Genomic DNA, 26,103 nt, shown 5'->3' on the forward strand with positions numbered 1-26,103 from the left:
TCGCCACCATTTTGTACAAGGCATCCGAAACCTTACCTTTGCCGCGAAATAAATGATTTCGTATGTCAACTATAACCAAGTCAAACATTGATTTTTCCCTTCCGTATAAAGTAAAAGATATTAGCCTGGCCGAATGGGGCCGCAAGGAAATCAGGCTAGCCGAAGCAGAGATGCCCGGACTGATGGCGCTTCGCGCTGAATATGGTGCAAGCCAACCCCTGAAAGGTGCAAGAATTGCCGGTTGCCTGCATATGACCATACAAACAGCGGTTTTAATTGAAACCCTCATTGCCCTTGGCGCAGAAGTTAAGTGGAGTTCCTGTAATATCTTCTCAACACAAGACCATGCAGCTGCAGCGATAGCAGCCGCGGGCATAGGCGTGTTTGCCTGGAAGGGACAGAGCCTGGAAGAAGCTGACTGGTGTATTGAACAAACGCTTTTCTTTGGTGGTGCTGACCGCCCCCTGAATATGATCCTCGATGATGGAGGCGACCTTACCAATATTGTATTTGACAAATACCCCGAACTGATCCAGTATGTTAAAGGATTAAGTGAAGAAACCACTACCGGCGTTCACCGTTTATATGAGCGCATGGCAAAAGGTACCCTGCCGATTCCCGCTATTAATGTGAACGATTCAGTTACAAAAAGCAAATTCGACAATAAATACGGTTGCAAGGAATCACTGGTTGATGCCATCCGCCGTGCTACTGATGTGATGCTGGCTGGTAAAGTTGCAGTTGTAGGTGGTTATGGTGATGTAGGAAAAGGTTCTGCAGCATCCCTTGCAGGTGCAGGATGCCGGGTTATCGTTACTGAAATAGATCCTATTTGCGCTTTGCAGGCTGCGATGGATGGTTTCGAAGTAAAGAAAATGGTTGACGCAGTTAAGGAAGCCGATATTATTGTAACTGCCTCAGGCTGCCGCGACCTTATTACAGGTGTGCATTTCAAATCCATGAAAGACAAAGCCATTGTTTGCAATATCGGCCACTTTGATATTGAAATTGATGTTGCCTGGCTGAATAACAATTATGGTCATACGAAAGATACCATTAAACCACAGGTTGATATTTATACAATAGATGGTAAAGACATCATCCTGCTTGCAGAAGGCCGACTGGTTAACCTTGGCTGTGCCACAGGCCACCCAAGTTTTGTCATGAGTAATTCATTTACCAATCAAACCCTTGCGCAGCTTGAGCTTTGGACAAACAATGACAAATACGAAAACAAGGTTTATGTGTTGCCTAAGCACCTCGATGAGAAAGTTGCCCGCCTGCACCTGGCAAAAATTGGTGTGCAACTGGAAGAACTGACTACTGAACAGGCTGAATACCTCGGCATACCACAGTTCGGCCCATTCAAACCTGAACAATACAGATATTAGGATTTTGTGTCTGGCACCTAACGGTGCCAGACACCCTACCTACCTGGGCAAATTCTTCGCCTCTTTGGCAATACAATCAGAAGTTTTCATCAGCAATTCCTGCTGCTGGGGTGTAAGTGCCAGTACCGTTTTCTTTTCATATTTATCCGTGAATATTATAGAGACTACCTTTTTTGTGGCCAGTTTCTGTAAAGTTGCCGGAGTATATTGTCCACCTTTCATGGTGATATGGAAATATCCATTACAATTATCCCCGCCGGTATTCCTTACCTCTATCTTCGACTTCCCCCCTTCGAATAAAAATGTTGCTTCCGACTCTTCGCCAATACAATTGGCGTTAGGATTGTGGATTACAAAGAAGTAATCAATCTCCTTCCCGGTTGCATCAATACTCAGGTCTGTTCCCTGGAGGTCTATAAATCCCGAGCTTAGTTTTGGCATACCACTAAAATCATCAGTAGTTTTCTGCAGTTTACACTCCTGCGAGAATCCATTCCCCGCAAACAATAAAAGCAGGCTTAAAAAGCAAATCCTGGTTATTTTCATATTTCAAAATAATAAATTCTCTTATTTTCAACCGCAATAATCTTCCTGTACTTATGTTAAGATCATTTTATTGCCTTCTGCTCCTGCTTTCCAGCTTAGCAAACAATGCACAAGATACTGTAAGCCTTCCACCACTTATTCCTGTCCCGGTCAAAATGCAGCCAGGCGCCGGCAATTATATATTCCCGCAGCAAATGAAAATAAGCATACCAGCAAACAACAATAGCGTAGCATTTGTTGCGAACCATATTGCTGCCAAACTGAAAACGGCAGCAGGTATCAGCGCTGAAATCGCCAGCCAGCCTTCTGCAGATATTGTATTATCCCTCAATAAGAAAGAGGATAAAACATTGGGTAAGGAAGGATATCAACTTGTCGTTAACCAAAACGGGATACAAATAAAAGCCAATGCAGCAGCCGGTATATTTTATGGCGCCCAGTCATTATACCAACTGCTTCCTGCCGAAATTGAAAGCAGGGAAATGGTGCCAGGCATCAAATGGTCTGTCCCATTCGTAACTATCAGTGACCAACCCCGTTTTGGGTGGCGTGGATTGATGCTTGACGTTGCGAGGCATTTTTTCACGAAGCAACAGGTTAAGGATTTTATTGATAACATGGTCCGCTATAAGTACAATATGTTGCACCTGCACCTTACAGATGACCAGGGCTGGAGGCTTGAAATCAAAAGCCTGCCCAGGCTAACTGAAGTCGGCGCATTCAGGGCTGAAAGAACCGGGCGGTGGGGAGAATTCAAACCCCAGGAACCCGGTGAACCCAGCAACTATGGCGGTTTTTACACCCAGGATGATATCCGGGAACTAATTACCTATGCCAGTGAAAGATTCGTAACCATTGTTCCGGAAATTGATATCCCTGGACACAGCCTGGCCCTCGTTGCAGCATATCCTGAATTAAGCTGCACACCAGGCACTTACCAGGTAAGCGTAGGAAACAGGTTTATGATATGGCCGGGCAATGGAACATTCTATGGCACAATAGATAATAATTTATGTCCCGCTAACGAGCAGGTATACACGATACTGGATAAAATATTCACGGAAGTCGCGGCGCTTTTCCCATATGAATATATACATATGGGTGGAGATGAAACCTACAAAGGATTCTGGGAAAAAAGTGATGCTGTTGCAGCATTAATGAAAAAAGAGAAGTTGCAAAATATGCATGAAGTGCAGAGTTATTTTGTAAAAAGGGTTTCGAAAATAATTGCATCAAAAGGCAAAAAAATGATCGGGTGGGATGAGATCCTGGAAGGCGGTGTTGCGCCGGGATCTGCTGTAATGAGCTGGCGCGGTGAAAAAGGCGGCATTGAAGCAGCTGCGCTTAAACATCCTGTTGTAATGACGCCATCCACCTATGTTTATGTAGACCTATACCAGGGAGACCCACTGGCGGAACCACCCACCTACTCTATGTTACGGCTGTCAAAAACCTATAATTTCAACCCTGTTCCCCCAGGTGTTGATTCTTCCTATATATTGGGCGGCCAGGCGAACCTCTGGAGTGAAAGACTGCACACAGTGCGACATGCAGAATATATGCTTTGGCCAAGAGGATGGGCAGTTGCAGAATCAGTCTGGAGCCCGGTGTCGAAAAAGAACTGGGCTGATTTTATAGTAAGGGCTGAAGCCCATTTTAAAAGGTATGATATTGCCGGTATAAATTATTCCAGGAGTATGTACGACCCCATTTTAGATGTGCAAAAAGTAAAAGACAGTACAATACAGGTGGCCTTAACTACAGAAGTGCCCGGACTTGATATTCATTATAGTTTCGATGAGTTTTATCCAGACCAGTATTATCCGGTTTATAGCCAGCCCTTATTGTTTCCGCCAGGGGCATCAAGCCTGAAAGTTCAGACATACAGGAAAGGAAAGCCGGCAGGAAAGCCCATCAACCTGCCATTGTCAGAACTGAAAAAGAGAGTTAAGTTATAATGCATTTAAGGCAGGTCGTCAAATTGCTCTTTAACCAAATACCAGAAGGCATCGAGGGCAATCAACCCTTGTTTTAAAAAAGCAATCAAAGCCGGCCAGTCATTTTCATTTAATACAGATACATTTTCTATCCTGTCATAAATGCGACTGACAATCTGCCCTTCGACTGACGAAAACTGTTCTGTCCATGTCCAGCCCGCTCCTGCCCCGGCTGTAAATAAGGCATGAAAGGTTTGCAGGCGCCTGAAATATTGCACCCGAATTGAAGGATCGTGATGAAATACTTCAATTCCAAATTCACAGCCTTTTTCAGGCATTTCTATGCGAAAAAAAACAGGTTTCACCCCGGTTTTATAATTAATCCAGTTAACAGGTAATCCGCCAGCAGCGGGTACAGGGGCCATATACTGGCCGAGAACAGTAAAAAACCGGCTCCTGGTTTGTGAGCCTCTCCCTTTAGGATACATAACCGCAAAATATGTTAAAAACTTTCCTGATTTATCTTGTTTTTATGAATAAGTAGCACGGGAATTGCTATTGAAATAATGGTCTGGTCCTTTTCAATGTTTATGAAATTTTAAGTAGATGCAATTTGTAAAAAACATACAATTCACCCGTTTGATTAAAGCAGATGGCCGTTTGCGTGAATTCAACTTCAGGAAAATGACCCATTTGCAGGAAACCCTTTTTTCAATTGATGTGGTGGATGACCGGGGTAACAGGATCATGTTCCGCATGCAACGTCACGATACAGACTGGCAGATTATTCCCCAGCCTATCCCTGCCTGGATCCAGCAACAGGAAAAAGTACTCAGTGATATGATCAAGGAAGAACTCAATACCCAAACTTTTACAGTTTATTAATAGATCTGTAATAACTTTCCGGAAAGAGAATCGTAAATTTTACAGATTATGGCCGGAATTTTAGACCTGGTTGGAAACACCCCCCTTGTTGCCCTGAAACATGTTATTGCCAATCCGGCAGTGACGATTTATGCAAAACTTGAAGGAAATAACCCTGGTGGAAGTGTAAAAGATCGTGCAGCATATGGCATGATCAAAGGAGCGATGGACCGGGGAGAGATTAAGCCCGGCATCAAATTAATTGAAGCCACCAGCGGAAATACAGGAATTGCACTGGCTATGATTGCCAGTGTTTTTGGCGTTGAAATAGAGTTGGTCATGCCCGAAGATGCAACCCGAGAAAGGGTTTTGGGCATGGAAGCGTTTGGTGCAAAAGTCATTTTAACCCCTAAGGAAAAATCTATGGAAGGTGCCATAGATTATGCCAACGAACAAGTTAGAAAAGGTGGCTACCTGATGCTGAACCAGTTTGCCAATCCGGATAATTACCTGATGCACTATAAAACAACCGGTCCGGAGATCTGGAAAGACACTAATGGCGCAGTTACCCATTTTGTTTCTGCGATGGGAACAACCGGAACCATTATGGGCGTTTCCCGGTATTTAAAAGAACAGAATAATGATATCCAGATCGTGGGATGCCAACCAACTGATGGCTCCAGGATTCCCGGTATCCGCAAATGGCCGGAAGCATACCTACCCAAAATTTTTGACCGGAAGCGTGTAGACCGCATCATTGAACTAGATGAAAAAGATGCAAGGAAAATGGCCATACGCCTGGCCCGTGAAGAAGCCATTTTCAGCGGGATGAGCAGTGGCGGAGCCGTTCATGCAGCCGTAGAATTATCAAAAGAACTTTCAGGCGGAATAATTGTTTGTATTATTTGTGACCGGGGCGACAGGTATTTGTCTTCTGACCTTTTTGGATGATAAAGCCTTGCTTACCATTCACTATTTACTATTCACTATTCACACCTAATGGTACAAGCATATAATTTTCTCGCATCCTGGCAATTATTTCCTGAGAAATGTGATTACGAAAAAGGCATGCCGCCCAAATCCGGGAATTACCGCATTGAAACGGCAAATAACCAACAGGAACTGGTTGTGCAGATTAATTGGGTAACCCTCGATAATGAAGCCTTCTTTTCGCAATATGATATACGTCCAGATGGTGAACAAAGACCATTTACTGACCAATCCCTTGCAGAGACCATCCGGGCAGAAATTATTAATGCATCTACCATAGAAGTCAATTTCCTCCGTCAAGAAAACCCGGTGTTGCAAATCAGGAAAGAAATACTCAGCAATGGTTATTTAAAAATAACGCAACTGGGCAAAGATGAAGCAGGCCATCCATTCAGAAATATTGATATCTACCACAAGCAGTTAAGCGTACTGCCCTATGCATCTTCAGTGGGCAGTGTAGTGGTTAAGCCTACAGAGGAAGGCGTCATCAGGCACAAGGCATTACAGGCCATGGAAGAGCAGACAAACATGCACCTTGACCAGATCAGGCAACAAATAGAATTACTGGCCAAGCAGGCCCAGGAGATCAGGAAAAGAAAAGAATTATCGCTGATGGTATACCAGGCAAAACTTAATTTCCAACCGGTAATCGGCCACCAGTATTACCTGTACCAGAAAACCGATGAAAGCCATATACTTTCCATGGTAAGTCCGAAAGAATGGGGAGGAAACGGTCCTTTTAAACAGTTCATCGCAGCGGTACGATTGTTAGCAGACCATACCTGGATAGAAGAAAAATCTGCAGCGGCGGGCTCAGGTACTAATTAACAAAACACATGCAACAACAGACCACCACATTTCGTTTATTAATCAGAAAAAGTCAAATCGACGGAAAGGGCTGTTTTGCCGGAATGGCTATACCAAAAAACAGGAAAATCGGCAACCTCGCAGGGGAAATAATATCCGTTAAAGAAGCCCGGAAAAGGATTAAACAACAGCAGCGGCTGGCAATGGTTGAATTTGGTGACGGACGTGCATTGGATGCTTCTGTAAACCCCAATGAACTGAGATATGTTAATCACTCCTGCAAACCCAATACATACATGCGGTGCTGCTATGGCAAGGTTGAATTTTACACGAAGAAAAATATCCGTAAAGGTGATGAAATCACCTGTGATTACGGGGAAACACATCATGATGGAAAGCTTGCCTGCAAATGTGGTGCGGCCAATTGCAAGGGAGCGATTTAAATACAACATTAACAATATCCACAACCTGTGTATAAGTAACTTTGTGAAATCTGTTTAAGCAGAATTATATTTGGTTAGCACCGCCAGAAGGTCCGCAACTATGAAAAGGCCGGTGATGTTGACCATCATTGTGAAAAATAAACCGCAGCGCATTGACAGAAAAAATAATCAACCTCGAAACTGTTAACCCCATTGAATTTTTTGGCGTTAACAATGGAAAACTGGACATCCTGAAGAAAAAATTCCCCCTCCTGAAAATCTTATCCCGCGGAACACAAATTAAACTAAGCGGCGCACCGGAACAGGTAGATACAGCAAAGGAAAAAATTGACCTGATTGTACAGTACCTGGAACGGAATGGCCATATGAGTGAAAACTATTTTGAACAAATACTGGGTGGCGATGATGCAGAAACTGTGGATCATTTTATTGAACGCAACCCTAATGACATCCTGGTATTCGGTCCCAACGGAAAAACTGTAAGGGCACGCACAGCCAACCAGAAAAGAATGGTTTCAGGGGCAGATAAAAACGATGTGCTATTTGCCATCGGACCTGCAGGTACAGGAAAGACCTATACTGCTGTTGCATTAGCGGTAAGGGCGCTTAAAAATAAAATTGTCAAAAAGATAATACTTACACGCCCGGCTGTTGAAGCAGGAGAAAGCCTGGGATTTTTGCCCGGCGACCTCAAAGAGAAAATTGACCCTTACTTACGCCCCTTATATGATGCACTGGATGACATGATCCCGGCAGACAAGCTAGGTTACTACATGAGTAACCGAACAATCGAAATTGCGCCATTGGCTTACATGCGCGGAAGGACTTTAGACAATGCCTTTATCATTCTTGATGAAGCCCAGAATGCGACTGACCTTCAGTTGAAAATGTTCCTGACGCGTATTGGCGCCAATGCCAAAGCAATCATCACCGGCGATCTTACACAGGTTGATTTACCGAAAAACCAAAAAAGTGGCCTTGAAAAGGCCCTTCGTATCCTGAAAAATGTTGATGGCATTTCCCACATCGCACTGGATGAGGAAGATGTGGTTAGGCACCGGCTCGTTAAAGCAATTATCAGAGCGTATGACCGTGAAAAAGAAAGAGAACAGCAGACTTCATGACCGTTGTAGCCGGAAACTCATTGGCGTCAGGTAACTAACCTGACGCCTTTTTATTTATGTTTGCACCTATGAAATACACCATCACCTTAATTCCCTTGCTGGCCGGAATGATTTTCATGGTAGCTTGTTCCGGTGAAGAGCGTTACCGCAAAGCAGAAGATGCAGAAGATGCCGGCAGGGAATTCATCCGGGCTTCACTTGACGGGGATATTAAAAAAGCCGAGTTCTACCTCCTGAAAGATTCTGTAAACCAAATGCTTTTCAACAAATGGAAAACGGATTCATACAATAAGCTTAACCCAGAAGACCGCATGAGTTTCAAACAGGCCAATATACTTCCAATTAAAATTGAAAAAGTGAATGATTCTACCGTGAATTATACTTATTCAAACACCTATAAGAATATAGATACAACCACAATAAAAATCATCAGGGTAAACGGAGTATGGCTGGTCGATTTTAAAGACATTCATTGATAAAAAAATATTGCAATTATGCTGACAGTTTCACATCCATGGCATGGTGTACCGACAGGAGAACATTCCCCCCGGGTTGTAAATGCTATTATCGAAATACCACAGGGGTCAAGGGCGAAATATGAAATTGATAAAGACAGCGGATTATTGAAACTGGACCGTATCATTTATTCATCATTTTATTACCCCTGCAATTATGGATTCATCCCCAGGACCTATGGAGATGATAAAGATCCATTAGACATTTTAGTAATCACCTCACAACCCGTTCAGGCGCTATGCCTTATGGAAGCAAAAGTTGTAGGGGTTATGCGAATGATTGACAGTGGCGATGCAGACGATAAAATCATAGCAGTTGCCGCAAATGATCCCAGCGTGAATTACTATAATAATATTGAAGAACTGCCTAAGCATTTCTTTGATGAACTACGGCATTTCTTTGAAGAATACAAAAAGCTGGAAAACAAAACCGTTGTGGTAAATGAGTTCCAGGATAAAGCTACTGCCCTGAACATTATCCAGGATGGCATTAATTTTTATAAGGAAACTTTCCAGAAATAGTATGGAAACCCAGGCTATCATAACACTTTTGATTATAGGGATAGCAGCCGGGATACTCAGCGGGCTGGTTGGCGTTGGTGGTGGAATCATACTCGTACCTGCCTTGATTTATTTCTTCAGGTACAGCCAGCACCAGGCACAGGGTACATCATTAGGTGTCCTGCTCCTGCCAGTAGTTTTCCTTGGCTTTTACCAGTACTATATTTATTGCAGGGAAGCAGGCACCCCTATTGATTTTAAAATAATCGCCTTACTTGCTGCCGGGTTTATATTCGGTGGATTTTTCGGCGGAAAAATTGCCGCCAGGATAGACACCGCAGTAATGAAAAAAATATTTGCGGTAATACTGATATACACAGCATTAAAGTTGCTTGCCTGGGACCTTTTATTCTTTAAATGGATGAGGCAGTTATTTACGGGAAATAGCGCCTGATAAGACGTAGATGATGCGTCCGGCGCAACTGGTCACGACTGACTATCCCCTCATTATCAATATCGTCGACCCTTACTTTACCGGAAGCATGTATAATTTCATGATCGTTTAACAGCATTCCCACATGGGTAATCCTGCCATCCGGCTCATCAAAGAAGGCAAGGTCGCCACACCTGGCTTCCTCCAGGAAGCCTATTGACCTGCCTTCCGATGCCTGCAGGTAAGCATCCCTGAGCAAATGGATACCCAGCTGGCGATAAACCATTTGGACAAAACCACTGCAATCAATTCCGGCAGCAGTTCTCCCACCCCATAAATAGGAAGCATTTAAATAAGCAAACGCGGTGTTTTGCAAAACATCCCGGAATGAATGCGGATCTGGCACATGGCTGAATTGCAACCCGGTAAAAGATATCCTGAACACACCGGCCCGGATATCTTCTTCATAAACAGGAGTTCCCATGAAAATACTCATCGCTTGCCCGTTAACGTTAGAAATACCCGTTGTACCTGTAAAATAACCCTTTATTTGGGCGGACGGTTGTTTTAGCTGTGCCATTTGTATTTTCTGGCACCAGCCTTCATATCCGTCATGAACAGATTTTACCAGCAGCCACTCTCCCTTGTATTCATCCAGCAACCGGACCTGTTCACCAAGCAGTAGTTGGCTGGTCATTTCACTGCGATGGTCGGCTGCTTCACGAACAGCGCAAACTGCAACAACGGGTATATATAATTCGCCTGAAGGCATATCTGCCAACAATTTATGGAAATACCAGATAACGGCATCTTATAAAAAAATGATAAATTGACCAGGTGAACGAAGACCGATACCAACATATCAGCGAACAGGAGTTGTTGAACAGGTTTTATATAGACCACAATAAAGAATGGCTGGGCATTCTACTTCAACGGTACACCCTGCTATTGCTAGGGGTATGCATGAAATATTTAAAAAATGAGGAAGCAGCCCGGGACGCTGTACAACAGATCTTTTTGAAAGTCATTTCAGAACTGGGCAAATACAAAGTTGATTACTTTAAATCATGGTTATTCATGATTGCAAAGAATCATTGCCTGATGCAATTCAGGGATAAGAACAGGCTTCCGATGGAATTGAACGAACAGGTTTTATTGCAACCTGAAAATGACAAAATCAATGAAATAAAGGAGAAGGAAAAGTTACTCGACTGGATGCATGAAGGCCTCCAGAACCTGGGTCCTGAACAAAAGCAATGTGTAACTTTATTCTATCTTGAAAAGAAAAGCTATCAGCAGGTTGCCCAGGAAACCGGATACAGCCTATTACAGGTTAAGAGTTTTATCCAGAACGGCAAACGCAACCTGAAGATGATGATTGAACGAAAACTGGGGCAAAACGAAAAGCAGTAATGAAATATAACCTCATAAATATTCTATCAAGCAGCAACAAAGAACTGGATAATCAAATGCTGATGGATTATATCAGCGGGAAACTATCTGATACCGACCAGCATGCTGTGGAAGAATGGCTGGAAGAGAACCAGTTTGCTGCAGACGCATTGGAAGGATTAAAAGAATTTGGCAATAAAGAACAGGTACAAGAATATGTATTACAGTTAAACCGCGATTTGAAAGCATTCCTTCAACAAAAAAAACAAAGAAGGGAAAGCAGGAAATGGAAAGACAAACCATGGATTTACATGGCCGTGGTACTAATTCTGTGCCTTATTATCATCGCCTATATAGTGCTTCACCTTCTTTCTGGCAGGCTCCATTAAAAAACTATATAAACCATACATTACTGGTATTGGACATACACAGGCATTGGCTTAAGTTTAACCAGTTCTTCAGGAGTCATCATCCTTGAGGGGGTTTCTTTCAGGTCATTTTTATAAAACAGTTTGAATCCGGTAAACTCTACTGGTTCTTTATAAATAAACTGGCGATAAGTATTGATTTTCCTGGCAGGAGCACCCCATCCATCCATATGCATAACAACCTGAACCTCCGGGCGTGTTTTGATTTGTTTGTAATTGGTAACCATAGCCTGGGTAAACCTGTGCACAATCAGCATTTTGGCAGGCAGGTTATATTTTTTAACAAGGTCTGCCAGGTAATCGGATGCATAGTTTACATCGGCTGCATCAAATGTGCCGATTTTTGATCCAGGCCTGTCACCTCCTTTCATGGAAAATTCAGGATCTATTCCCAGGTGAACATTCGGCATTGAAAGGTAAGGTTCCAGCAAAGGGATTTCTTCTTTTAACGTACTTAAGGCAACCTGCACATCCAGGAAAACGATAGCATCAATTCTCTTAGCCATATGCAAAACTGAATCTATCTGGCTAAAAGGCATTCTCAGGCGGTATTTTCCACCCTTACCCGGACTACCCTGTGCTGTTACAGCAATATAGTGTAAGGCTGGCTGTACAGCCATTGAAGTATCTGCAGCTTCCCATTTTTTTACTTCACCCTTCAGTTTTTCAAGCATTTGATCAGGTGGCAATTCCCCAAGGATGCCCATCCTTGTGCTGTATAAATTACCATAATATGCAATTACCCTCTTGAAAGGCAAAATTGCGCCATTTACAGGAAACCCTGTTTTTACCGGCCACCTGCCTGAAGTATCACCATTGGCAATATGGAATATATTATGGTTGAAAGTTGCCGAATCAGGAATACGGGCCAGCACCATTTTGGCTGGTGCTGCTGCTTCGGTGTTTTTGGTACTGTCTTTTATACTGTCATTTAAAGCATCCGCCTTTTTCTCAGAAAAAGCGTTTACACAGGAAGCAAAAATCATGACGGACGGAATCACAGCTAAATAGCTAAGCAGGGTATTGGATTTCATAAACCAGCAAGTTTTCAAATGATAAGTTGGAAAGATAGAATAAACTATCATTTACCTTTCCAAAAACGTTATTTTTTAAAAAAAATTATAAAAATCCGGGATAAAAAATCAATAATTACTAAACGGTTTTTTCTTTGTCTTCCTCACCCTCAAACCGGTCTTTAATTTTAGCCCACCAGTTTCCTGATTTACCTTTTAGTTCTTCCCATTTTGCTTTCGCTGTATCATCCCAGGTTTCCACTTCAGCTTTCAACTCATCAATTTTATGGGAAGCTTTTGTTTTTAAATCGGCAATTTTCTCATCACTAAAACCAGTCTTAGCCTGAAATTGCTTCCAAAGGTCTTCAGTTTTCTCTGTATCATCCGCGCCTTCGAACCTGTCTTTTATTTTAGCCCACCAGTCTCCTGATTTACCCTTTAGTTCTTCCCATTTTGCTTTGGCTGTATCATCCCAGTTTTCCATTTCAGCTTTCAACTCATCAATTTTATGGGAAGCTTTAGTTTTTAAGTCAGCAATTTTTTCATCACTAAAACCAGTCTTAGCCTGAAATTGCTTCCAAAGCTCTTCGGCCTTATCTTCAATTTTATCAAAGGTTTCCTGGATAGGCCTGGTAGTATTTGTATCTTTTACACTTTCGGTATTTGATGGATTCTCGTTCATAGTAATAATTTTAACTGGTTATGAATTAAAGGTAACCAATTATCACTTTCCATCATATATTACTCCGGAAGTCGGGGTTTCGTGTAGTTCAACTTTTACCAGTAAGGGAAGCTTAGGTTTTACCTGGTCCCAGATATAAACTGCAATTCTTTCGCAAGTAGGGTTTTGCAAACCTTCAATATTATTCAGGCATTTATGGTCGAGAGTTTCAACAACTGGTTTCACAGCATTTTTAAGGTCGGCAAAATCCATTACCCAGCCAAGGTCCTGATGTAATGGCCCTTCCAGCCATACCCTAAGCCTGTAAGTATGTCCATGCATTTCTTTGCACTTATGACCCTCTGGAACATTAGGGAGAAAATGGGCTGAATCGAAAGTAAACTCCTTAAACAATAACATACACAAAAAAATAAGAGTGCAAAGGTAAGATTTGACCCTTATTTATCAGGCTCTTTTCCTTTTGTCCGGAATTAATTCCTCTATTGCCCTTGAAATAGCTGCCGTATTTATTTTACCAGTATAAAGTTGGTCATTAATATAAATCGTCGGAACATCCCTTACTCCCTTGTCAACACCCTCCAGCAAATCTGCCCGGACGGTCCAACCATAAACGGAATCAACCAGTTTTGGGATAAAGTTTTTATCCTTAACACCGGCTTCAGCTGCATATTCCTTTAAGCTGATTGAACCAAGGCGCTTTCTATGGGCAAAAAGCAGGCGATGCATTTCCCAAAAACGGCCTTCCTGAACTGCAGCAACCGCAGCTTCTGCTGCTTTATGGGCATACTGGTGAATTCGGGTGAGAGGAAAATGCCGGTACTGAAACCTTACATTCCCTTTTTTCTGTTTCAATAACTGGTCAATTACTTCCTGGGCTTTTGCACAAGCCTCACTTTCGTAATCCCCATACATTACGAGCGTAACAGGGGCTTTATCTTCGCCGGTCCAAACGGTACGGGGATCGATTATTTCTATTTTTGTCGGATTCATGATCTTGCTCGTTTAAGAGCAGCTGGTTTGGTCATCGCCAATAATAACACTAAAACTTCATGATTGTTCATTTCCCTTTGCCCTAATCATTTCCCCATATCCCCACCCCCTACCTAAAGCATTGATTGCCATTGCAATACGTTTTTCTTTGGTGGGCTCGGATTTGGCAGATTCTATCCATTTACTAAAATAACGTTGGTGGGAACCTGGAAGCCGGTTGAAAAATTTCAAAGCAGCGGGGTCATCTTCAAGGCAAACCAACAGGTCTTTACAGATTTGGTAAGGCTGCTTGTCTTCCTGAATGCTCAGCATAAGACTATCCCCCTTTCGTTTACCAAGCTTTTTACGGAGTTCAGCATTAAGGGGAAGAATAAAATCGCCATTTCCCATTGGAATTAAGGCAAGGCATTCCACCTGCAACCCATCAAGTTTACCTTTTACCCGGAATGATTGCCTGCAGCCGGTTTTTAGCTGGTTAGCAATATTGGCAGGAATCTTAACATAGGTCCAACCGGTTTTTTCCCCCTGCTGGCCGAATTTCTCCAGTATCGTCGAAAATTTCACCATAATAGTCAGTTGGTAATTTCCGGCAGGCCTTCGTATTCCATCGGTTCTGAAGGATCAGGGGCTGTCCTGAAATCTTTAACTATCGTATAGGCTGCCATCTTTTTAGTATCATACTTATAAGCCGCTATTTCCCCAATTTCCTTTTTCGGTAAATATGGGTCGATCCATTTCCAGGCCAGCTCATCCGTTAAAATAAGTGGCATTCTCTTTTTCGTATTATGAACCTGTGCCATCAGGGAATTGGATGCAGTGGTTACAATTGCAAAACTATTGAGATGCTCACCCGTATCCTGGTCTGTCCAGGGTTGCCAGACCCCTGCCATAAAAAATACCGGCTGGCCTGGAAGGTAAACAAGGTATGGAATGGCCAAATCCTTTTTCGCGCCGGTTGGTTTCCAATGCCGCCATTCATAAAATCCACTTGATAATACCAGGCACCTTCTTTTCTGTGCTGCTTCTTTATACAAACGCGATTCAAACAGTTTTTCCCCCACGGCATTCAAAGTAGTATACTGTTGGCGGCTTGTTTCGGCAGCTTTTAAAGATTTAGTCCACGGTGCCATAAACTCCCAATGCCCTTTGACCATCTCCGGACTTTGCTTTTCTTCCGACCAGATAATTATAGGCCAGTCACCAAATTCAAAACCACTCTGCACAGGACGTGAAGTAATGAGTTCATCAGGCCATTCAACCGGGAATTCCCCGATGCTGAAGGCCTGATGAACCGGAACTATGAGCCTGTTATAATAACACATGTGTAAATTTAGTTATTCATTCCTGAATACTACCACACCATCAAAAACATCCACTAAAACGGGCTTGTTTTTATCTATATCACCCATGAGTAAGCGCTTGCTTAGCTGGTTCACGATTTCTTTCTGGATAAGCCTTTTCAATGGCCTTGCGCCAAACACAGGATCAAATCCATTTTCACCAAGGAAATCTATTGCATAATCACTGAACTGCAGGTTGATCCCATTCTTTGCAACCATCTCCTGCAATTGTTTAAGTTGTATGGTGATGATATTCCTGATATCCTTTCTCATCAATGGCTGGAACATGATGATTTCATCAACCCGGTTAAGGAATTCTGGCCTGATGGTTTGCCGCAACAAATCCATCACTTCTGACCTTGTGCGATTAACCACTTCTTCCTTATTGCTTTCTGTAACATCTTCAAAGTTGGCCTGAATAAGGTGGCTGCCGATATTACTGGTCATAATGATAATGGTGTTCTTGAAATCCACTACCCTTCCTTTATTATCTGTAAGCCTTCCATCATCCAGTACCTGCAACATTACATTCCAGACATCAGGGTGCGCTTTTTCAATTTCATCAAGCAATACAACACTATAAGGTTTTCTCCGGACTGCTTCAGTGAGTTGACCACCTTCATCATAGCCAACATATCCGGGAGGTGCACCAACAAGGCGTGATACAGTATGTTTTTCCTGGTATTCACTCATGTCGATGCGCGTCATCAAATGTTCATCATCGAAAAGATAGGCGGCCAATGCCTTTGCCAGTTCGGTTTTACCAACTCCTGTAGTACCCAGAAAAATAAATGATCCAATTGGCTTCCTGGGATCGCTCAAGCCAGCCCTGCTTCTGCGGATCGCATCAGCAACTGCGGTTATGGCTTCATCCTGTCCAACAACCCGCTCATGTAAATGGTCTTCGAGCAAAAGGAGTTTTTCTTTTTCACTTTGCAGCATTTTTGCAACCGGAATACCGGTTGATTTTGCTACAGATTCAGCAATATCTTCAGCATCTACTTCCTCCTTCATCAACCGGTTACCATGAGCACTGAAAGCCAGGAGGTCAGCTGTATGCTCAGCTATGATCTTTTCCTGTTCCTGAACTTTGCCGTACCTGATCTCAGCTACCTTACCATATTCACCGTTTCTTTCTGCACGCTCTGCTTCAAGCTTTAACTCTTCAATCCTGGCTTTTGCAGATTGTATTTTTTCGACCATGTCCTTTTCCTGCTGCCATTTGGCCTTCAGGGTATCTCGATCAACACTCAAATTGCTAATTTCAATATTCAGGTCCCTGAGCTTCTCCTCATCATTTTCGCGTTTAATAGCTTCCCGCTCAATTTCCAGTTGCCTGATCTGGCGATCGAGTTTGTCGAGCTCTTCTGGCATAGAATTCATTTCGAGCCTTAGTTTTGCTGCACTTTCGTCAATCAGGTCTATAGCTTTATCGGGAAGAAAGCGATCTGTTATATACCGGTGCGACAATTCCACTGCTGCAATAATCGCTTCGTCTTTAATGCGAACATGGTGATGGGTTTCGTAACGATCTTTTATGCCTCTCAATATGGAAATGGCATCTTCGACTGAAGGTTCATCGATCATTACTTTCTGGAACCTTCTTTCCAGGGCCTTATCTTTTTCAAAATATTTCTGGTATTCATTCAGTGTTGTTGCACCTATGGCCCTTAACTCGCCCCGGGCTAGTGCCGGCTTAAGGATATTGGCTGCATCCATTGCACCTTCCCCGCCACCTGCCCCAATGAGCGTATGGATCTCATCAATGAAAAGGATGATTTCGCCATCACTTTTCGCGACTTCGTTTACTACACCTTTCAGCCTTTCTTCGAACTCCCCTTTATATTTAGCGCCAGCAATCAACTGGCCCATATCCAAAGCAAAAATTATTTTCGACTTCAGGTTTTCCGGAACGTCGCCATTTACAATGCGCATGGCCAGTCCTTCCGCAATTGCGGTTTTACCAACACCAGGTTCACCAACGAGTATGGGGTTATTCTTTGTCCTGCGGGAAAGGATATGCAGTGTCCTCCTGATTTCCTCATCCCGGCCAATTACCGGGTCCAGCTTACCACTTCGGCCTAATTCGTTAAGGTTCTTTGCATACTTGTTAAGGGTATTAAACTGCGATTCCTGTGTTTGGGAAGTAATAGTTTCACCCTTGCGCAATTCTTTAATTGCGCTGATCAGACCTTTTTCAGTAAGGCCAGAGTCTTTCAACAATTTGGCTGTACTGTCATTACCCTGCTGAATGGCCAGTAAAATATGCTCAGGCGTTACAAATTCATCTCCAAAAGATTTTAGTGCTGATCCTGCTCTAAGGACAATATTATTGGCATCGCGACTTATGGATTGCGCTGGCTCCCCGCCCTGTACCTTTGGCAATTTGTTCAATTGCTGGTCCAGTTGAGATTCCAATTGCGCAACATTTACAGCGTTCTTTTTCAGCAGGTAGGCAACAGGTGAATCCTGCTGGTCCAAAAGTGCTTTCAGTATATGTTCACTTTCGATATTCGCATGCTGCCCGTTAAATGCAATTTGCTGGGATTGCTGAATAATTTCCGCAGCCTTTACTGTAAAATTATTTAGGTTCATAGTTTCTTATTATTCAAGGTTCGATATGTATCAACAAATCGTAATCCAAGCTTAAATTCCGGAAACTCTGTCATAAATTTTTATATTCGCCTGACTGAAATTCAGGTCAGCAAGCCTGATACTGATTTTTTTACAGTTTATGTCATTCCTCCCGATTTTAACGTTATGGGCAGTAATTGCCCCTTAAATTTAAATTCTAAAGCCAGGAAACATGCGAAATCTGCTGAAATCAGGTATTTTCTCCCTTCTGATTGTGCAATCAACATTAAGCTTTGCGCAAGCCAAACCAAACAAATTTGCTGAAATACCTGCTATAACAGCCGGACTTCAAAAATACCAGAAAGAGCTGGGGAATGATTTCGTTGTAATCATACAGAAAGATGGCAAGGAAGTATATAAACATGAGTTTGGCGAATTGAAAGCCACTTCGCAGGAAGCCATCGGTGCAGCCAGCCAGTGGTTAACAGCTGCCCTCGTAATGAGCTTTGTTGATGAAGGGAAATTACAACTCGATGATAAGCTGGGAGATTATTTACCGATCTATGGAAGTTATAGCAAAGGGTATATAACTATACGCCAGTGTTTATCCCACACCACAACTATTGAAACGGATATGCCTGTTTTCAGGACGGCCCTGAAAAAGAAAAAATTCGACACATTGGAAGATGAGGTAAAAAGTTATGCCAAAGACCGAAATATGAAAGGTAAACAAGGCACTCAATTCTACTATGGCAACCTGGGGCCCAATATTGCAGGACAGGTTTTGGAAGTAATCAGCAAGAAAGATTTCGACCGCATTTTTCGCGACCGGATCGGTAAGGCTCTTGGACTACGCCGCACTTCATTCATGAGTGATGACGTATATGCCGAGAGTCCGTCTGCCGGAGCGAAATCCTGCGCAGACGACTATATCAAATTCCTGAGTATGCTACTGAATAAGGGAATGTATAATGGCAAGCAGGTATTGAGTGAAAAAGCGGTCAATGAAATTATGAAAATTCAAACCGGCAACGCAAAAATCGTGTATACTTCGCCGATTTCACAAGGCAATGCTTATGGCTTAGGCTGCTGGTTGCAGGAAAAAGATGAACAGGGAAATGGCACCCTTGTAAATTGTCCCGGGATCAGCGGATCCTGGCCCTGGATACACCGTGGCAAGGGATATGCAGCCATCATTTTTACAAAAGGAGAAATGCCCGACCAACAGCGGGTGATCTTTGAGGAAATCCGCACATTGATCGAGCAGTCTATTCAATAATATTTATTCTATTTTCACCAGTACAGCTTTTGCCCTGTCGGCTTTAAAAACCTGTTCATAAAAATTGAGTAAATTATTATAATCAGCCGCCGCGAACTTCCCCTTGTTTAATGCCAGTGACCTGGAAAAATAAAGTTTGTCACCCTGAACTGAACAACTTGATTTATACTGTCCGAAAGGTGTTTGTATATCTAAAGGTTTAGGCAGGGACTCCGTAATATATCCTTCAGGAATTGTCAAAACAACCGAGTCTTTTTCAACCTTTTCTTCAGATAATTCAACAGGATAAAGCCGGGCAGTATCGGCAACGAGCCGCGTATCCCAACGGTTAAGTATATTCGGCATTATGAAAAGCCGTTTACCTGTTACCTGTGCATAATTAGGGGCACTGATAATTAAATTTTCGGTGATAGAAGGAACCCTGCCGACTGTTTCCTGGTAATCAAAATTGACTACATCATAATGAGGGATGTCAAGATTTTTTTTCAGGTAAATAAGTTGTTCTTCCCTAGACTGTGCATGGATGCGCATTTGCAATTGATCACTGCATTGTGCCTGGTAAAAATTCTTCGCCTTAAGATTAAGGGTTCCGGCTCCATCAACAGTTCCGGATAACTCACAGTTTTGGATATTCTGGCGTTTATCGTAGGTAGGCGTTGAAACTAGTTTACCTCCTTCTTCAGTTATTAAAAGTGCGTGCCGGTTGCCGGTAAAACTTCCCATATAGCCAGGGGGTGTAGTCTGGCTGGTACATTCCAGCCAAATTGTATCATTCACCAGTGGCACAGCACAAATGGCATGATTAAAATTTGAAGCAGGGAAATCAACAGGGATGTCCCTTTGATAAGCACCACCATTTATCAATACGTAATACGCCTTAATACCGGCAACCTTTAGTAAGGCAACCATATAATTTGATAAGGCTTTACAGTCACCATAGCCCTTTGATGCTACATAACTAGCCGGAAATGGCCTCCAGCCACCTATGCCCAGCGATATACTGATATAATGTGTGTTTTGCTGTAAAAAAGCATACAACCGGTTTACCTTTTCTTCATCGGTTTTTGCCCCGGCAACAATTTGATTTACCCTTTCTATGATAGGTTCGGGCAATTCTCCAAGACCCTCGTTCAGTTTACTGATAAATCGACCAAAGTCCTGCCAGGTGCGCATTGAACCTTTAAAATCATCCAGCTTGAAATCTGACGCACCAAAACTTATATAAGGGGCAAGTTCGTGTAAAGGCGGCGCTGCAAATTCTTTGGCAATTGCAGTTTGCGCATTAATTTCCCAAACCATAGTCTTTGCCTTTCCGTTAATAGTTACAACAGGTGGTTTAGGAAGGTTATATGCCCTGGTCCTGATTTCATAATCAGGATCTGCAACAAGGGTAAAACTGCTTTTTTCAACTGATATACTCCTGCCAGGTAATGGCGACCAATCGGGCAGGAACATTGTTTCATCATTGGTTACCTCTGCATCGTATTCAACAGTATAAGGAAATTCCTTATGGTTGAAATTATGGTACTTAATTCTTCTGTCCATCACCATACTTACCTGGGATGCCATTGGCTCATCCTGGATTTCACTTTTCTTAAGGCTCCTTATTTTATTCCCCAGCGCATCATATAAATTGCCGTCAATATGGTCAATAGACCGCATTTTGGAATAGTAGTCCTGCCAATAGGCAAACTGCTCACCAGCTTCATTTAAAATAGTAATCACATAATGATCACGTACCGTAACCTTATTCAACGAACGGATCTCAACAACCTGCTCTTCCTTCCTGATAACAGCATTTGCATGAGTCAACATTGACTTAGGGATAGCAGAAACGGGATATTCTCCAGCCTTCAGATATCCGGGAAGGATGAATAAAATAAAGATAACAAGAACAGATTTTAATTGCCGCATCAGTTAGATTTTTTCTTTAGTACAATTTGTTCCGCCTGCTTTTTTACAACATAGCCGAAAAAATCACGTAACCCTCCATAGTCTTCAGCAGGAAAATTCGCTTTTGCTAATATGAGCCTTGTACGTAATTGAAGTGTTCCTTCATTAACAGACACAATATATTCAAATGAACCTTCGTCACCATTAAATTTAACCCGGGTAGATTTTGGTAACTCATCTACAAGGTAACCTTCAGGCAATTGCATATTTAATATGTAAGTATCGTCAATACAATAGGGGATTTCAACAGGATACCTCCGGATGGCAGATTCAAACGGGTTATCCTTATACATCTGAACAAGCATCGGGTTAAAGTAAATAATATCCTCGTCAGTTTCCTTTAAGGCAATATCATAGAATATCTTAATTGGGTCATTCAATTTTTTAAGGGAATCAATACCTGTGTTGCTGATCACATAATCACTGCCATAGTTCGTTTGTATTTTTTCGAATAATGCAGCTTTCCCTTTTTCGCGAATAAATTCCCGTTTATCCAGCGATTCGAAATAGCCGGGACTTAAAGTTACTTTCCCCTTCAATTGATTCTTTTCAGCAACTACTATCGCCATACTAATACTTTTTTCCATTACAGAATCTGCAGACAGCATAATAGGAATTGCATCATCTGTTAGTACCCTGGCATGACCATTATAACATTCAGTTGAAAGCCGGCCAAATGCAAGATCAGGAATAGTGGCATCCAACAAATAATCCTGTGATCCGATAACGGCATTACAAATAACATAGTTAAACCGGTCCACTATAGGATAAACCGGATTTGTTATACCATGGCCCCTGGTGGATAAAATAACCGGATAGCATTCTATTTTTTCATGTTTCAGCATTGCTATTAATAATAAATTCATGTCTGCAACATTCCCACTCTTTGTTTTCAACATGCTCTTTAATCCGGTTGAAAGATATTTTCCACTATGCTGTTTACAAGTGAAATTATCCCTGACATAATTAAATATCTTAACAGCCTTTGCCAATGGGGATGATTCCCCACGAACCACCGGTTCAATCACATCATCAAGCCAATTATTTTCCCGGTTCAGCAACGAACCAAAATCCTCTGATTTCATAAAATCAGTGGTCACTTTTGGCCAGGATTCCATAACCATTTCAACTGGTTGTTGCGGATATTTAATGGATGAGAGCTGAAATTCAATCTTACTGCGGTGATTCTCAATAGTAGTGGTAAAATTTTCTTCTTTTATTGATGGAACATCCTTCATTACCCATCTTCTCTGGGTTACAAAACCATCCAGGGAAAACGTTTTATCAAGGCTGGATTCTGCAGACCTGTTATTACGAATCATAAATGTCCGGGCATTCTGCGATGATTTCACAATGTGGAAAGGCTGATAGCCCTGGGTAAGGAAAACATAATCATAATACTCGGGAATTTCAACCTCATAATCACTCCATAAGCAGGGATAATCATGCTGAAATTCCCAGGGCCTGAAATCAAAAATAAAATCTGAGCTAATGATATAACTGATTTCAAAAATAGAGCCTGCTTTTAGAGCAGGTAAAGAAAATTTCTTTTGCTGAAAAGCATCACTTTGCTTTTCCGTAAAAACCTGGTTATTTTCAAGTTTGGTCTCCACGATTTTACCGGCTTCCAGGTTATAGGTAACTGCCTTTAGTGAGAGCAATTCTTCCCTTGAAGTACTGGTCTTTGATCCATAAAGCGGAATCTCAAATTTACCGGCATCTACGCCATTTATATCAACGATTTTCATCCGTAATTTGCGTTGGAACTCATAGCCGAAACCACCCTTATTATTTGGGGTTATTACCGAACTTCCAACATCCCCTATAATAATAGCATGTGCGCCACTATCAAATGCAGGAACCGGTATACTAAAATCTGCCAGATTGACTTTACCAAATTTATAAGCGGGTTTATCTTGTGCTGATACAGAAAGGAGATTAACCATCAGGCACGTAAAAATGAGCATCGAAGTGCGGATTGGCATATAGTTTAAGGTTTAATTCCGGCAAAATAACAGAAATTTGTTAAATATCATAACGTATCTTAACGGATATGGTTACACTAAGCCAAAAAATAAAGCAAATAAGTTCAGACCTGGGGTTCGCATATTGTGGCATTTCACCCTCGAAAAAACTTGATGAGGATGCAAGGCGTCTTGAATCCTGGCTAAACAAAGGCTATCATGGAACCATGGAATACATGGGGAATCATTTTGATCTCCGGATTGACCCTTCGAAACTTGTTCCGGGTGCAAAGTCGGTCATTACATTACTCATAAATTATTTTCCGGAAAAGGAACAACCCCCATCAATCCCAAGAATTTCAAAATATGCTTATGGCAATGATTACCATGAAATAATCAGGGGGAAACTAAAAGAGCTTTTATTCAGGACAAGGGAAATTGCCGGGAATGTTAATGGGCGTGGGTTTGTCGATTCGGCTCCTGTTTTGGAAAGGGCCTGGGCCAGGGAAAGCGGACTTGGCTGGGTTGGGAAAAATGGAAACCTGATAACAAAAAAGACGGGGTCCTACTTTTTTATTGCAACATTAATTACGGACCTGGTTCTTGACTATGATGATGCATTCGCCCGCGACTATTGCGGAACTTGCAGGAAATGTATAGAAGCCTGTCCGACTGATGCAATATTGGAAAATAAAACCATTAATGGCAGCCAGTGTATATCCTATTTCACAATAGAACTGAAGGATCAATTCATCCCGGATGATCTGAAAGGCAGGTACAAGGACTGGATTTTTGGTTGTGATATCTGCCAGGACGTATGTCCATGGAACAGGTTTTCAACTCCCACAAGAGAGCCTGGGTTTGCTCCTTTACCTGAAATATTTGATATGACTGTGGCTGATTGGGAATCACTAGGCGAAGAAAAATTCTCATCCATATACAGGCATTCCCCTTTAAAAAGAGCGAAATACAAAGGAATTTTGCGCAACCTTCATTTTGTCAGTCCCCTCCCAGTTGAAAAAACCGGAAAAAATGAGCAGAAATAAAATTTTCCCGGTTTACTTATTCAGTAATAGCCTGGTAGCAAAACCAAAAAGCATTAAATGTTTATCAGAATTGGTTTTATCGAGATTATTCAATTGGTATTGGGCAAAAGGGCCGGCAGCGATTGCAATTTTGGGTGTTCTGTAAACTTTGTAAGTGATTGAACTAAATACACCTGACTGCCACTTGCAAAAAACTGAATTATCACTGTAGTAAACTCCGGCATTACTATTATATTGAAGTGCATTTGTGCTGACCAAATAGCCAAAACTTACACCACCAAGCCAATTCCAGCGGTCCTTTGAACCCATAGCAAAGCTGACTTCAACCGGCGCCTGGATTAAATGATACTGGTTATTATATGCCGTAACAGAATTGCCTGAAGCGGTAAATATTGAGGATGCAGAAACCCTGTCCTGGCTGCTATTATAAATTGGTATTGCCGCACTAGCGGGCTCACCTACCTGGATTTGATTAGAGAAGTAAGCATATTGAAGACCGGCACCAACACTGATTTTCTTCCCTACAAAACGATTAACCTGAATACCTAACTGGTATGCCGGACCTGGCTTTACACTAGGTTCAGGAACTGATAAAGCAGCTGCCGTAGCCTGATTGTTCAATAAGTTTAGGAACTCGTTAGTTGCAACCTGATTTTCCTGTATTGTGGATTGGTATAAAGGACTAATGCCAACTAAAGCATGAATAACACCCTGCCATTTCAATTGTGGATTCGATTTTGTATCCGGCTTTTTCGTAAATGCAGGAGTTAAACTTCCCGAACTTTTTTTTGGCCCTGCAATAACAGGCTGATTCAATGCAGGCAAATTAAGATTGACCAATGACACCCCTGGTTCTATATCAGCGATTTCGATAATGCCTATTGCTTTGGCCGTTTTATTGCTTAGGTGTGGACGCATTTTGTTCTCAACAATATTTGGTGCTTTTTTGGCAATAGTCAAATTAGGATTCATTGTAGATTTATCTTCAATATTTTGTTGATTTATGTGATCAGCAGGTAAGCCCGAAGGACCTGCAATATCGCCTGTTACAGCAGTTTTTGAAATTATCTGTTCTTTATGAATATCCTGACCCGAAAGCATGGATGGCCTTTGTTTCATGAGGATTATAGCGCTGAAAATTACCAATCCGGATAAAAGAGCAGCTGTGCTGAATATCCAGGCTGCTATTCTTCTCTTCCTGCGTTCCTGCAATTGTTTCTCCACCTTACCCCAGATTTCGGGTGAAGGCTCAAGACGCAATTGCTGCGCTTTTTCCTGCAGGACTTTATCAAAATCATGACCTGGCATAATGAGCTAATTTTATTGATTCATTTTCTTTTTGTAACCACGTGATCAGCAGGTTGCGGGCACGGGCATACTGGGAACGGGATGTGCCCTCATGGATACCCAGGATGGCACTAATTTCAACATGAGTATATCCCTCAATGGCATGCAGGTTGAATATTGTCTGGTAACCGGGAGGCAACTGCCTTACCATATCTACCAATTCTTTTGTATTGAGGGTAATTTCCGGATTTTCCGGAGATACAGGGTGCAGAAAAACCTGTTGCTCCGCATTAAAAGAAAGATCATATTGATACGGACTATTCTTCTTCAGGTAATTGATGGCCGTGGTAACCATAATCCTCCTGATCCAGGCCCCAAGGTCCCCTTCTCCCCGGAACTGACCAAGGTAGTTAAAGACCTTAATAAACCCTTCCTGCAATACATCTTCAGCATCCGCCACTGATTTTGTATACCGGTAACATACCCCCAACATTTGGGCAGCAAAATGCGTATACAGCGCTTTTTGTGCTGATGGCTTCCCTCTTAGGCATTCTTTCACCACCTGGTGTTGATTGGTCATATATCTAAGTGGCTGACAAGATAG

At 42.2% G+C, this 26,103-nt stretch carries 28 protein-coding genes; 14 read left to right on the forward strand and 14 right to left on the reverse strand.

The annotated features are described in order from the left end of the window. Positions 1–62: 62 nt before the first annotated feature. Positions 63–1,391, forward strand: a complete 1,329-nt coding sequence (ahcY, locus tag LAQ65_RS05030; protein ID WP_224115848.1) for an adenosylhomocysteinase — start codon at positions 63–65, stop codon at positions 1,389–1,391. A 39-nt stretch (positions 1,392–1,430) separates the two neighbouring features. Here the strand turns inward: ahcY and LAQ65_RS05035 are convergent, their stop codons facing one another. Next, entirely contained in the window at positions 1,431–1,937 is a 507-nt protein-coding gene (locus LAQ65_RS05035; protein WP_224115849.1) for a hypothetical protein, read from the reverse strand. A gap of 53 nt (positions 1,938–1,990) precedes the next feature. Between LAQ65_RS05035 and LAQ65_RS05040 the strand changes: the two genes are divergently transcribed. Continuing rightward, complete coding sequence (locus LAQ65_RS05040; RefSeq protein WP_224115850.1) at positions 1,991–3,895, forward strand: beta-N-acetylhexosaminidase; 1,905 nt, start codon at positions 1,991–1,993, stop codon at positions 3,893–3,895. A 5-nt stretch (positions 3,896–3,900) separates the two neighbouring features. Here the strand turns inward: LAQ65_RS05040 and LAQ65_RS05045 are convergent, their stop codons facing one another. Further along, complete coding sequence (locus LAQ65_RS05045; protein WP_224115851.1) at positions 3,901–4,362, reverse strand: DUF4268 domain-containing protein; 462 nt, start codon at positions 4,360–4,362, stop codon at positions 3,901–3,903. A 118-nt stretch (positions 4,363–4,480) separates the two neighbouring features. Here LAQ65_RS05045 and LAQ65_RS05050 point away from each other — a divergent pair, with 118 nt between their 5' ends. The 8 genes from LAQ65_RS05050 (at position 4,481) to LAQ65_RS05085 (ending at position 9,572) form a co-directional block, all read left to right on the forward strand. After that, complete coding sequence (locus LAQ65_RS05050; RefSeq protein WP_224115852.1) at positions 4,481–4,759, forward strand: hypothetical protein; 279 nt, start codon at positions 4,481–4,483, stop codon at positions 4,757–4,759. 48 nt (positions 4,760–4,807) lie between these two features. Continuing rightward, entirely contained in the window at positions 4,808–5,689 is an 882-nt protein-coding gene (gene cysM, locus LAQ65_RS05055) for a cysteine synthase CysM (RefSeq protein WP_224115853.1), read from the forward strand. Between the two features lie 48 nt (positions 5,690–5,737). Continuing rightward, the gene (locus tag LAQ65_RS05060; protein ID WP_224115854.1) at positions 5,738–6,556 is read left to right on the forward strand and encodes a DUF2452 domain-containing protein; all 819 of its coding nucleotides are present in this window, start codon (positions 5,738–5,740) and stop codon (positions 6,554–6,556) included. 8 nt (positions 6,557–6,564) lie between these two features. Continuing rightward, positions 6,565–6,978 carry an SET domain-containing protein gene (locus tag LAQ65_RS05065; protein WP_224115855.1) on the forward strand — a complete coding sequence of 138 codons (414 nt, stop codon included), beginning with the start codon at positions 6,565–6,567 and terminating at the stop codon, positions 6,976–6,978. Between the two features lie 152 nt (positions 6,979–7,130). Then, on the forward strand, positions 7,131–8,102 hold the full coding sequence (locus LAQ65_RS05070) for a PhoH family protein (protein ID WP_224115856.1): 972 nt from the start codon (positions 7,131–7,133) through the stop codon (positions 8,100–8,102). A 68-nt stretch (positions 8,103–8,170) separates the two neighbouring features. Beyond that, on the forward strand, positions 8,171–8,578 hold the full coding sequence (locus tag LAQ65_RS05075) for a hypothetical protein (RefSeq protein WP_224115857.1): 408 nt from the start codon (positions 8,171–8,173) through the stop codon (positions 8,576–8,578). 18 nt (positions 8,579–8,596) lie between these two features. Continuing rightward, entirely contained in the window at positions 8,597–9,139 is a 543-nt protein-coding gene (locus tag LAQ65_RS05080; RefSeq protein WP_224115858.1) for an inorganic diphosphatase, read from the forward strand. A 1-nt stretch (position 9,140) separates the two neighbouring features. Beyond that, positions 9,141–9,572 (forward strand): TSUP family transporter, encoded by a 432-nt coding sequence (locus tag LAQ65_RS05085; protein ID WP_262901401.1) that lies wholly within the window; start codon positions 9,141–9,143, stop codon positions 9,570–9,572. On the opposite strand, the gene LAQ65_RS05090 is transcribed toward LAQ65_RS05085, so the two are convergent. Beyond that, positions 9,553–10,323, reverse strand: a complete 771-nt coding sequence (locus tag LAQ65_RS05090) for a C40 family peptidase (protein ID WP_224115860.1) — start codon at positions 10,321–10,323, stop codon at positions 9,553–9,555. The genes LAQ65_RS05085 and LAQ65_RS05090 overlap by 20 nt on opposite strands. Before the next feature lie 65 nt (positions 10,324–10,388). On the opposite strand from LAQ65_RS05090, the gene LAQ65_RS05095 reads away from it, so the two are divergent. After that, on the forward strand, positions 10,389–10,964 hold the full coding sequence (locus tag LAQ65_RS05095) for an RNA polymerase sigma factor (protein WP_224115861.1): 576 nt from the start codon (positions 10,389–10,391) through the stop codon (positions 10,962–10,964). After that, the gene (locus LAQ65_RS05100; RefSeq protein ID WP_224115862.1) at positions 10,964–11,332 is read left to right on the forward strand and encodes an anti-sigma factor; all 369 of its coding nucleotides are present in this window, start codon (positions 10,964–10,966) and stop codon (positions 11,330–11,332) included. The genes LAQ65_RS05095 and LAQ65_RS05100 overlap by 1 nt, the downstream gene beginning before the upstream one ends. A 20-nt stretch (positions 11,333–11,352) precedes the next feature. Here the strand turns inward: LAQ65_RS05100 and LAQ65_RS05105 are convergent, their stop codons facing one another. From LAQ65_RS05105 to clpB, 7 genes are all read right to left on the reverse strand, one after another. Then, a complete protein-coding gene (locus LAQ65_RS05105; RefSeq protein WP_224115863.1) occupies positions 11,353–12,405 on the reverse strand; it encodes a hypothetical protein in 1,053 nt (350 codons plus the stop codon). A gap of 118 nt (positions 12,406–12,523) precedes the next feature. Continuing rightward, the gene (locus tag LAQ65_RS05110; RefSeq protein WP_224115864.1) at positions 12,524–13,066 is read right to left on the reverse strand and encodes a hypothetical protein; all 543 of its coding nucleotides are present in this window, start codon (positions 13,064–13,066) and stop codon (positions 12,524–12,526) included. A 42-nt stretch (positions 13,067–13,108) separates the two neighbouring features. After that, positions 13,109–13,465: a 6-carboxytetrahydropterin synthase QueD gene (gene queD / locus LAQ65_RS05115; RefSeq protein WP_224115865.1), complete on the reverse strand. Its 357-nt coding sequence runs from the start codon at positions 13,463–13,465 to the stop codon at positions 13,109–13,111. A gap of 45 nt (positions 13,466–13,510) precedes the next feature. Further along, positions 13,511–14,056, reverse strand: a complete 546-nt coding sequence (locus LAQ65_RS05120) for a DsbA family protein (RefSeq protein ID WP_224115866.1) — start codon at positions 14,054–14,056, stop codon at positions 13,511–13,513. A 57-nt stretch (positions 14,057–14,113) separates the two neighbouring features. Further along, complete coding sequence (locus tag LAQ65_RS05125; protein WP_224115867.1) at positions 14,114–14,623, reverse strand: YdeI/OmpD-associated family protein; 510 nt, start codon at positions 14,621–14,623, stop codon at positions 14,114–14,116. A gap of 5 nt (positions 14,624–14,628) precedes the next feature. After that, complete coding sequence (locus LAQ65_RS05130) at positions 14,629–15,378, reverse strand: SOS response-associated peptidase (protein ID WP_224115868.1); 750 nt, start codon at positions 15,376–15,378, stop codon at positions 14,629–14,631. A gap of 12 nt (positions 15,379–15,390) precedes the next feature. After that, entirely contained in the window at positions 15,391–17,991 is a 2,601-nt protein-coding gene (gene clpB, locus LAQ65_RS05135; RefSeq protein ID WP_224115869.1) for an ATP-dependent chaperone ClpB, read from the reverse strand. A gap of 211 nt (positions 17,992–18,202) precedes the next feature. Here clpB and LAQ65_RS05140 point away from each other — a divergent pair, with 211 nt between their 5' ends. Then, positions 18,203–19,249, forward strand: a complete 1,047-nt coding sequence (locus LAQ65_RS05140) for a serine hydrolase domain-containing protein (RefSeq protein ID WP_224115870.1) — start codon at positions 18,203–18,205, stop codon at positions 19,247–19,249. A gap of 3 nt (positions 19,250–19,252) precedes the next feature. Here the strand turns inward: LAQ65_RS05140 and LAQ65_RS05145 are convergent, their stop codons facing one another. Both LAQ65_RS05145 and LAQ65_RS05150 read right to left on the reverse strand, forming a co-directional pair. Continuing rightward, the gene (locus LAQ65_RS05145; RefSeq protein ID WP_224115871.1) at positions 19,253–21,163 is read right to left on the reverse strand and encodes a DUF3857 domain-containing transglutaminase family protein; all 1,911 of its coding nucleotides are present in this window, start codon (positions 21,161–21,163) and stop codon (positions 19,253–19,255) included. After that, the gene (locus tag LAQ65_RS05150) at positions 21,163–23,187 is read right to left on the reverse strand and encodes a DUF3857 domain-containing protein (protein ID WP_224115872.1); all 2,025 of its coding nucleotides are present in this window, start codon (positions 23,185–23,187) and stop codon (positions 21,163–21,165) included. Before LAQ65_RS05150 ends, LAQ65_RS05145 begins: the two co-directional genes overlap by 1 nt. A 68-nt stretch (positions 23,188–23,255) precedes the next feature. Here LAQ65_RS05150 and queG point away from each other — a divergent pair, with 68 nt between their 5' ends. After that, positions 23,256–24,212, forward strand: coding sequence for a tRNA epoxyqueuosine(34) reductase QueG (gene queG, locus LAQ65_RS05155; protein ID WP_224115873.1), 957 nt, complete (start codon positions 23,256–23,258; stop codon positions 24,210–24,212). Positions 24,213–24,224: 12 nt separating this feature from the next. Here queG and LAQ65_RS05160 read toward each other — a convergent pair whose 3' ends face one another. Both LAQ65_RS05160 and LAQ65_RS05165 read right to left on the reverse strand, forming a co-directional pair. Beyond that, positions 24,225–25,520 carry a hypothetical protein gene (locus LAQ65_RS05160; protein WP_224115874.1) on the reverse strand — a complete coding sequence of 432 codons (1,296 nt, stop codon included), beginning with the start codon at positions 25,518–25,520 and terminating at the stop codon, positions 24,225–24,227. Continuing rightward, a complete protein-coding gene (locus LAQ65_RS05165) occupies positions 25,507–26,079 on the reverse strand; it encodes an RNA polymerase sigma factor (RefSeq protein WP_224115875.1) in 573 nt (190 codons plus the stop codon). The genes LAQ65_RS05160 and LAQ65_RS05165 overlap by 14 nt, the downstream gene beginning before the upstream one ends. Positions 26,080–26,103: the final 24 nt, after the last annotated feature.

Source organism: Flavihumibacter profundi (assembly GCF_020076305.1).
GTDB lineage: Bacteria > Bacteroidota > Bacteroidia > Chitinophagales > Chitinophagaceae > Flavihumibacter > Flavihumibacter profundi.

What these genes read in the sequence shown, in the direction of transcription:
- ahcY (WP_224115848.1), top strand. Translation starts at nt 63, where the DNA reads ATGTCAACTATAACCAAGTCAAACATTGATTTTTCCCTTCCGTATAAA.
- LAQ65_RS05035 (WP_224115849.1), bottom strand. Translation starts at nt 1,937, where the DNA reads ATGAAAATAACCAGGATTTGCTTTTTAAGCCTGCTTTTATTGTTTGCG.
- LAQ65_RS05040 (WP_224115850.1), top strand. Translation starts at nt 1,991, where the DNA reads ATGTTAAGATCATTTTATTGCCTTCTGCTCCTGCTTTCCAGCTTAGCA.
- LAQ65_RS05045 (WP_224115851.1), bottom strand. Translation starts at nt 4,362, where the DNA reads ATGTATCCTAAAGGGAGAGGCTCACAAACCAGGAGCCGGTTTTTTACT.
- LAQ65_RS05050 (WP_224115852.1), top strand. Translation starts at nt 4,481, where the DNA reads ATGCAATTTGTAAAAAACATACAATTCACCCGTTTGATTAAAGCAGAT.
- cysM (WP_224115853.1), top strand. Translation starts at nt 4,808, where the DNA reads ATGGCCGGAATTTTAGACCTGGTTGGAAACACCCCCCTTGTTGCCCTG.
- LAQ65_RS05060 (WP_224115854.1), top strand. Translation starts at nt 5,738, where the DNA reads ATGGTACAAGCATATAATTTTCTCGCATCCTGGCAATTATTTCCTGAG.
- LAQ65_RS05065 (WP_224115855.1), top strand. Translation starts at nt 6,565, where the DNA reads ATGCAACAACAGACCACCACATTTCGTTTATTAATCAGAAAAAGTCAA.
- LAQ65_RS05075 (WP_224115857.1), top strand. Translation starts at nt 8,171, where the DNA reads ATGAAATACACCATCACCTTAATTCCCTTGCTGGCCGGAATGATTTTC.
- LAQ65_RS05080 (WP_224115858.1), top strand. Translation starts at nt 8,597, where the DNA reads ATGCTGACAGTTTCACATCCATGGCATGGTGTACCGACAGGAGAACAT.
- LAQ65_RS05085 (WP_262901401.1), top strand. Translation starts at nt 9,141, where the DNA reads ATGGAAACCCAGGCTATCATAACACTTTTGATTATAGGGATAGCAGCC.
- LAQ65_RS05090 (WP_224115860.1), bottom strand. Translation starts at nt 10,323, where the DNA reads ATGCCTTCAGGCGAATTATATATACCCGTTGTTGCAGTTTGCGCTGTT.
- LAQ65_RS05100 (WP_224115862.1), top strand. Translation starts at nt 10,964, where the DNA reads ATGAAATATAACCTCATAAATATTCTATCAAGCAGCAACAAAGAACTG.
- LAQ65_RS05105 (WP_224115863.1), bottom strand. Translation starts at nt 12,405, where the DNA reads ATGAAATCCAATACCCTGCTTAGCTATTTAGCTGTGATTCCGTCCGTC.
- LAQ65_RS05110 (WP_224115864.1), bottom strand. Translation starts at nt 13,066, where the DNA reads ATGAACGAGAATCCATCAAATACCGAAAGTGTAAAAGATACAAATACT.
- queD (WP_224115865.1), bottom strand. Translation starts at nt 13,465, where the DNA reads ATGTTATTGTTTAAGGAGTTTACTTTCGATTCAGCCCATTTTCTCCCT.
- LAQ65_RS05120 (WP_224115866.1), bottom strand. Translation starts at nt 14,056, where the DNA reads ATGAATCCGACAAAAATAGAAATAATCGATCCCCGTACCGTTTGGACC.
- LAQ65_RS05125 (WP_224115867.1), bottom strand. Translation starts at nt 14,623, where the DNA reads ATGGTGAAATTTTCGACGATACTGGAGAAATTCGGCCAGCAGGGGGAA.
- LAQ65_RS05130 (WP_224115868.1), bottom strand. Translation starts at nt 15,378, where the DNA reads ATGTGTTATTATAACAGGCTCATAGTTCCGGTTCATCAGGCCTTCAGC.
- clpB (WP_224115869.1), bottom strand. Translation starts at nt 17,991, where the DNA reads ATGAACCTAAATAATTTTACAGTAAAGGCTGCGGAAATTATTCAGCAA.
- LAQ65_RS05140 (WP_224115870.1), top strand. Translation starts at nt 18,203, where the DNA reads ATGCGAAATCTGCTGAAATCAGGTATTTTCTCCCTTCTGATTGTGCAA.
- LAQ65_RS05145 (WP_224115871.1), bottom strand. Translation starts at nt 21,163, where the DNA reads ATGCGGCAATTAAAATCTGTTCTTGTTATCTTTATTTTATTCATCCTT.
- LAQ65_RS05150 (WP_224115872.1), bottom strand. Translation starts at nt 23,187, where the DNA reads ATGCCAATCCGCACTTCGATGCTCATTTTTACGTGCCTGATGGTTAAT.
- queG (WP_224115873.1), top strand. Translation starts at nt 23,256, where the DNA reads ATGGTTACACTAAGCCAAAAAATAAAGCAAATAAGTTCAGACCTGGGG.
- LAQ65_RS05160 (WP_224115874.1), bottom strand. Translation starts at nt 25,520, where the DNA reads ATGCCAGGTCATGATTTTGATAAAGTCCTGCAGGAAAAAGCGCAGCAA.
- LAQ65_RS05165 (WP_224115875.1), bottom strand. Translation starts at nt 26,079, where the DNA reads ATGACCAATCAACACCAGGTGGTGAAAGAATGCCTAAGAGGGAAGCCA.